We start from the raw sequence: 6,308 nt of genomic DNA on the forward strand, positions 1-6,308 counted from the left end.
CGAATTGCTGAAAAGCCTGGAGGATGGCACGTTCGCCAAAACACAGATCCAGGTATTACAGGGGCTCATCAAGCTAAGGCAAATTGCCAACCACCCTATCATGATAGATAAGGATTACGAGGGCGACAGCGGCAAATTTGAGGATGTGGTACATACTTTAGGCAACGTGCTTGATGGCGGTCATAAAGTGCTTATATTTTCGCAGTTTGTAAAACAGCTGAGCATTTACCGCGAACATTTTGAGCGTGTTGGTATTCCTTACGTATATCTTGATGGCAGTACCCAAAACCGCGGCGATGTAGTGAAGCAGTTTCAGGAGGATGAAAAAACACGCGTGTTCCTGATCTCGATAAAAGCAGGCGGCGTAGGTCTTAACCTTACCGAAGCCGACTATGTATTCATCCTTGACCCATGGTGGAACCCTGCCGTTGAACAGCAGGCCATTGACCGCACCCACCGCATCGGCCAAACCAAAAACGTGTTCATCTATAAATTTATCACCAAAGATTCGGTTGAAGAAAAGATCCTGGCCCTGCAGCAACGTAAGCTGAGCCTGTCAAGAGCCTTGATCACAACAGAAGAAAGCTTTATTAAATCGCTTACGGCCGAGGATATTAAGGAGATATTAGGGTAAGCCCATCCTTTAGGAAAGGGCTTAATAAGAAACGTCGATGAGTGTAACTCATCGACGTTTCTTATTTTATCATGTCATTGCGAGGCACGAAGCAATCGCACGGAAGCATGGCCGCTCTGTATAGTATGCGGTTGCCACGCTACGCTCGCAATGACATTTTTTTTTATTTAATTATTACTTCAGCTTAGCCAACGCCGCCTTCACCCTTGGTATCAAAGCTTCAATTTCACTAAGCGGAGTTGCGCCTACCGATGCACGGAACCAGTTCACTTCATCGCCGGTACCGAAGGCCGAGAATGGCACAAAGGCAGCTCCAGCCTCTTTGATGAGGTAAAAATTGATATCTGCCGAATCTTTCAGCACTTTGCCATCCGGAGTGGTTTTGCCGCTGTAATCTATTTTCAGGGTGAGGTAAATAGCGCCCATAGGTTCAATAGAGTCTACATTTAAACCACTGGCTTTCATCTCCTGGAAACCCTCATGCAGTGCGGTCAGGCTGGCCTGGATCTTTCCTTTTAAATCTTCAAGGTAAGTGTTTACATCTGTTTCACTGGTCAAAAATTTGGCCATAGCCATTTGCTCCGGCTTTGGCGACCATGCCCCCATGTGGCCTACAATAGCTTTCATATTTTCGATAACCAATTCCGGACCAAAGCCCCAACCTACGCGAACACCTGTAGCCGCAAAACACTTTGAACCGCCATCAACAAAAATGGTGTAATCCTTTAATTCAGGGCGAAGGGTTACCGGATCGTAATGCTTATGCTCACCAAAAGTTAATTGCGAGTAGATCTGATCGTATAATAAATACAGTGGCTTTTCACCTGCAGTACGGCTCTTGTTTTCGGCTATTACCAGGTCGCAGATCTCTTCCAGATCTTTTTTGCTGAACATAGTACCTGTAGGGTTCAAAGGCGAACACAGGGCCAGTAAAGCTGCTCCTTTTAAGTGTGGGCGGATATCATCTGCCGTAGGCATAAAATTATTTTCAGGAGCCGTAGGAATGATCACAGCATCGGCATTCAGCAGATCGCTGTAATGGTTATTGTTCCATGATGGTGCAGGGAAAACCACTTTTTCGCCCGGGTTAACTACCGCTAAAAATATAGAATAGATCAACGGACGAGAGCCGCCCGAGATCAGGATCTGGTTAGGAGCATATTCAAGACCTAAGCTTCTTTTTAAAAAGCCGCTTACACTTTGGCGCAGGTCAAGCATACCATCGGCAGCAGGGTAGTTAGTTTGATTATGATTGTATGCGTCAATGATCTTATCCTTTAACGGAGTTGGGATGGGATAAATATTAGAGTCGAAATCGCCGATAGTAAGGTTGGCGATATTCTGGCCTTGTCGTTTTAATTCGTTGATCTCGCCCGCAATCTTGATGATCTCCGAGCCATGTAAATTTTGAGCTAATAAAGAAACACTCATGGATTTATGTATTTATGAGCGGCAAAGATAGGGAAAGAAGCTGAAAGCCGAAGGCAGAAAGCTGAAAGCAAAACTAAGAGCTAAAAGCAAAAGGCCTAAAGCTGAAAGCTTTTTAGCTTCCGGGCTTTAGGCCTTTGTCAAATTCTTTTCTTTAAGCTTTGGGCTTTTAGCTTTCTGCCTTCGGCTTTCAGCTTATAAGTAAGCTTTACGCAGTTTAATTATCCGCATCCAGTGCATGAGTTTCATCACGGGATAAACCGGGTCTATCTCAAACCATTTAGCGCCAAAATTGGCCCTGTTAGGATGCTTGTGGTGATTATTCTGGAAAAGTTCGCCCAGCATTAAAAAATCAAACGGGGTAGTGTTTTTTGATTTATCGCCATTATCAAAGTTTTGATAACCGTATTTATGACCACACCAATTAACAATAGCGCCATGAATTGGGCCCATTAAAAAGTGGATAGGGATCAGCAAAAACATCCACCACGCGGTAGCAAATTCCACGTAAAACAAAATGTATAAAATGCCGAATGAAATACGGGATACAACTGATGATCCTATAAAATCAACAAAACGCCATTCAGGAATATTGCCCTTAAAACGCTCTTCGGGTTCTTTCAATTTTTTTACATGCAGCCTGTAGCTTTTGGCTGTGTAGATCATCATCTGGAAAACATCCTTAAAAAAATGTGGCGAATGAGGGTCTTTTTCGGTATCGCTATACGCGTGGTGTTCACGGTGCATAATAGCGTATGCTCTTGGGTTTAAGAATGATGAACCCTGGCAAATGTAAGTGAGCAGGTAAAATGTGCCTTCGTAAAATTTATTGGTAGTGAACATTTTGTGCGATGCATACCTGTGCAGAAAGAACGTTTGAAAAAATAGCGACAGAAACCAGTGCGCTATGAAGAATATGATAATAACCATTGAATTGTAGAAAATAGACTTATTTATAATCTTTCCAAAGATACAATTTAAAGCCTTATAAAGTTTTTAATATGTGAATAATGATAGCGGCACCAACAAAAAATGCCGCTTCTGGTATAGAAACGGCATTTACTCAAAAAAGTTATTTTACCGGGATTATAATAATTCAAACTGTTGGGCCAATAACCGGTACGATTCCAGCCGGTCTTCAAAATTTTCGGTAATGGTAACTGCCATAATTTCATCCACTTCATAATCATTGGCAAGCCAGGCTAACTTCAGTTTCAGTTCGGTCGGCGAACCGGCAATTACGCGGTAACGGTTATAGCGAATACGCTCCTGTTCGGCAGGAGTGTATTCCACATCCTTCACATCATCATAACTTAACGGAACAATTGGCCCGCCTTTTTCAAACTGCAGAAAGCGATGATCCATTACGGCCTGGTGCTGCCTTACTTTTTCGGCATCTTCCGAACAGAAAATAAATACGGCCACATTGGCCTCGGGCTTTTGCAGGTCATCTGATGGCTGAAAACGTTGCTTGTACATTTTAACACTTTCGGGGCCACCATTGGGGTTAATGAAATGGGCGAAGGAAAAGCCCATGCCAAAATGCGCCGCAAATAGGCCACTTTGCCCGCTTGAGCTTAGCAGCCACATATTAGGTACAGTTTTAACCTGCGGGATAGCCCTGATGCGCGCCTGTATAGTTCCCGGCTCGTAGGTATCATGAAAGTAATTTTGCAGATCGGCCAATTGTTCAACAAAATCCTGCTCCCTGAACTGGTTTGAAGGATTAAGTGCGGCAGCCGTGATCCTGTCGGTACCCGGCGCACGGCCCATACCCAGATCTATCCGCCCGGGGAACAGCGCCTCGAGCATCCTGAAGTTTTCGGCAACCTTAAGGGTACTGTGGTTAGGCATCATGATCCCGCCCGAACCCATGCGCATGTTTTTGGTTTCGCCGGCCAGGTGGGCCAATAGCACTTCAGGCGTTGAACCCGCTATGATACCCATATTATGATGTTCCGAAATCCAGAAGCGGGTATAACCCAGGGTATCGGTATATTTTGCCAGTTGTATGGTTTCTTGTATGGCCTGCTCGGCAGTAGCGCCTTTTCTTATCGGCGACTGGTCGAGCACGCTCAGTCTGATCTTGTTTGTGCTCATATATATTGTGAACACAAAAATAAGCATCGGGTTGCAGGCGGGCTTTACACTCCGGCTTTTATGGCATTGGGATTACTATTATAAAAGCTAAAAGCAGAATGCTAAAAGCGGAAAGCTCATATACTCACTTGAATAGACCTAAAGGCGCGGCATTTATGCATATCATAAGCCATTGCGCGGCACCCAGGCCTGGCTTTTAATGAGCCATTTGCCGCTCACTATCCTCAATACAAATGAAAAAGCGCCCTGTTCTTCAAAATGCTCGCCGTTTACAAGGCCTGTATATTCCACGGGGGCTACGAGGTAAACGATCTCTTCGGTTTGCTGAAAAGTTTTGATGCGCTGCAGATCAACCTTAAAATCGCTGATCTTAAAATCTTTAACCGCCTTTTGTACCGAATTTATCCATTGCACACCGGCCAGTTGCCCGTTCCATGAAAAAGGGGGCTGTTCATCGGCCACAACCGCGTTAGGCGCATACAGATCAGATACCGCTTCAATATTAAAAGTACCTGAAGCTTTTATTACTGTTTCGACAACCTGCTTAACCTCGGGTTTTAATTTAGCTACAGTATCGGCAGGCAACACTCTTTTTGCCGGAGCTGCCATAACAGGCAAACTGCTCATAAACATGCACAGGCATAAAAGGGGTAATAAATGCTTTTTCATGATCTTAACAATTTCAAACTTCGTGTTTTATATTAAGGCCGTTCAATATACGAATAAGCCTGTGTAAAAATACTTTTTGATCGCTATTGTTTCAGCTTTAAATATAAAAGAGCCGGCAAGGCGTTGCATAGCTTATTTAGCTTTCGCATTCATATAGTCGATGGTAAGGTTGCACAAAGCTTTTACGCCCAAAGTAAAACCGCTTTCATCAATATAAAAACGGGGCGTATGGTGCGATGGCGCTTTCAGTGAATCGCCGCCCTTTGGTATACTGCCTAAAAATATAAACAAGCCGGGTAGTAATTCGATTAATTGCCGGGAGATTGCAAGGCATTTAACTTATTCAGATACTTAAGCGATATATATAGTTCGGGCCTCGATTGCCCTTACTAACAAAAATCTTGTATAGTTAGAATAGGATTTACTCACAAATCTGTATAGCTATTTCCGGACGGGTCAAAGAGGGTTAACAGGGTTAACACAATCCAGGGTTAACATTTACTTATATATCTAACAATCAGCCAATTAAATGCTTTTCTTTCAAAAAATATGTTAACCCCCTTTTTGTATTAATATCATCGGCTAAATTTCTATTCGTAGGTAACACAACACCAAAAGTGGTCAATTGAATTTGTGATACAGCCCCATCCTAAATACAAGTAACCACATGACCGGTTTGCAAAGGTAAGCCGAAGTCCCGGTTGGTGTGCATATTCCGTCAAGTGCCGAGCCGTGACATAATTAAAATAGGGGTCATACTAAGTGTATAAATCCGGCGAACTTTGAAGGTGTAATGACATCTCCACCACGTCATTGCGAGGCACGAAGCAATCCCCGACAGGCAGGTAAAAGGCTTTTTTCTATGAACTAACATCGTCGCGCTCTTGGCCGTGCGGGGCCAGATACGTTTTTCGCTATTGTTCATTTTTTTTAGGTGCTCAAGAAGGCTCCGCCGTTTGTCTTGACACAAAAGTATCCAAGACCGAGCCATAGCGAGATAACGACACCATCCCTAAAAACAACAGTGAGTAACTCAAGTCAGCAGATAGGTTTCTTTACGCACAAGGCCTTTGCCCTGCAAAGCGGGCAGAACCACGGGCTGCAATTATTTTGCCCCGCTGTGCTCGCGCTTTCCCAATGCTTCTGCAAAAACTTGCTATGCCCCTTCCTGCGCTCGAGGCCACCATTGTTCAGCCCGTTTTCAGCCGAAGCTTACCTGCTGACGGGAACATTCTTTATTTATCATGTCATGGGTAGCTTGTCGAAGCATGGTGGGCTGGACATTACGCACGGGTCTTCGACAGGCTCATGCCGACCAGCCCTCTTTTGTCATTACCTTCAGCGTTCGCCGGATTTAAACACTGATGACATCTGCTTTCCATTTCTTAATTACATTGATCAATTACAAAGTCCCTCTAATTCAAAAACGCCCTCAAATCTATCCCAATCTCCTCCAACATTTTTATTACCTTGAGCC

Annotated in this window: 6 protein-coding genes; 1 reads left to right on the forward strand and 5 read right to left on the reverse strand. The window is 44.0% G+C overall.

Features of this window, described 5'->3' with window-relative positions; genetic code table 11:
- Positions 1-634: C-terminal helicase domain-containing protein (locus VF500_RS11670; protein ID WP_330859832.1), on the forward strand; the 634-nt coding region annotated here is incomplete at its 5' end.
- A 174-nt stretch (positions 635-808) separates the two neighbouring features.
- On the opposite strand, the gene VF500_RS11675 is transcribed toward VF500_RS11670, so the two are convergent.
- The 5 genes from VF500_RS11675 to VF500_RS11695 form a co-directional block, all read right to left on the reverse strand.
- Positions 809-2,065 carry a pyridoxal phosphate-dependent aminotransferase gene (locus tag VF500_RS11675; protein WP_330859833.1) on the reverse strand — a complete coding sequence of 419 codons (1,257 nt, stop codon included), beginning with the start codon at positions 2,063-2,065 and terminating at the stop codon, positions 809-811.
- A gap of 192 nt (positions 2,066-2,257) precedes the next feature.
- The gene (locus VF500_RS11680; protein WP_330859834.1) at positions 2,258-2,992 is read right to left on the reverse strand and encodes an acyl-CoA desaturase; all 735 of its coding nucleotides are present in this window, start codon (positions 2,990-2,992) and stop codon (positions 2,258-2,260) included.
- A 156-nt stretch (positions 2,993-3,148) separates the two neighbouring features.
- The gene (locus VF500_RS11685; RefSeq protein WP_330859835.1) at positions 3,149-4,162 is read right to left on the reverse strand and encodes an LLM class flavin-dependent oxidoreductase; all 1,014 of its coding nucleotides are present in this window, start codon (positions 4,160-4,162) and stop codon (positions 3,149-3,151) included.
- Between the two features lie 162 nt (positions 4,163-4,324).
- On the reverse strand, positions 4,325-4,831 hold the full coding sequence (locus tag VF500_RS11690; RefSeq protein ID WP_330859836.1) for a nuclear transport factor 2 family protein: 507 nt from the start codon (positions 4,829-4,831) through the stop codon (positions 4,325-4,327).
- Between the two features lie 132 nt (positions 4,832-4,963).
- The gene (locus VF500_RS11695) at positions 4,964-5,122 is read right to left on the reverse strand and encodes a hypothetical protein (RefSeq protein WP_330859837.1); all 159 of its coding nucleotides are present in this window, start codon (positions 5,120-5,122) and stop codon (positions 4,964-4,966) included.
- Positions 5,123-6,308: the final 1,186 nt, after the last annotated feature.

This window comes from Mucilaginibacter sp., from assembly GCF_036383575.1.
In the GTDB taxonomy this organism is placed as follows: domain Bacteria; phylum Bacteroidota; class Bacteroidia; order Sphingobacteriales; family Sphingobacteriaceae; genus Mucilaginibacter.

Bases quoted from the DNA above. Each gene is read 5' to 3' on its own strand.
- VF500_RS11675 (WP_330859833.1), bottom strand. From the start codon at position 2,065: ATGAGTGTTTCTTTATTAGCTCAAAATTTACATGGCTCGGAGATCATC.
- VF500_RS11680 (WP_330859834.1), bottom strand. From the start codon at position 2,992: ATGGTTATTATCATATTCTTCATAGCGCACTGGTTTCTGTCGCTATTT.
- VF500_RS11685 (WP_330859835.1), bottom strand. From the start codon at position 4,162: ATGAGCACAAACAAGATCAGACTGAGCGTGCTCGACCAGTCGCCGATA.
- VF500_RS11690 (WP_330859836.1), bottom strand. From the start codon at position 4,831: ATGAAAAAGCATTTATTACCCCTTTTATGCCTGTGCATGTTTATGAGC.